Genomic DNA, 638 nt, shown 5'->3' on the forward strand with positions numbered 1-638 from the left:
AAGAGAATTGCGCGAGGTTTATCAAATTCCAAAAACAGAACATGTAAGAGCATATCAGGCTGTTCCAGATCCACCAACAAGTCCAAGTGGATTTTGGATATACCAAACAAAAGACTATTAGTGGAAAAGAAATAAAGCTTTGTTTTATATCCTTTGTCTTATCCCATTCACGTTACAAATACGTAGAATGGTTGGATCGACCTTTTACAACAAGAGATGTAATTCGATCCCATGAAAATGCATTTGAGGCTTTTGGTGGTATACCAAAGGAAATTGTATATGACCAAGACTCTCTAATTGTAGTAAGTGAAAATAAGGGGGATTTAATTCTTACTTCAGAATTTCTGTCTTACCGAGAAGAACGTGGATTTAATTTGTATGTCTGTCGAAAAGCAGATCCGGAAAGTAAAGGGAAAATTGAAAATGTTGTTAAATTTATTAAGAGGAATTTTGCCAAGCACCGGATTTTTCATAACCTAGAAAAATGGAATGATCAATGTCACGACTGGCTGAAGAGAACTGGTAATGGAAAGGTTCATAATACCACAAAAAAAAGACCGACAGAAGTGTTCATTGAAGAGAAAAAACACTTGCGACCGATCCTAAAGAAAAAAGATATTAAGAATACAAACAGTATA

1 pseudogene is annotated in these 638 nt (G+C 34.8%); it reads left to right on the forward strand.

The window, feature by feature from the left end:
* Positions 1-638: pseudogene (locus tag Q1B07_RS26720) on the forward strand (DDE-type integrase/transposase/recombinase); the annotation flags it as partial.

It is taken from the genome of uncultured Metabacillus sp. (assembly GCF_947503125.1).
Taxonomy (GTDB): domain Bacteria; phylum Bacillota; class Bacilli; order Bacillales; family Bacillaceae; genus Metabacillus.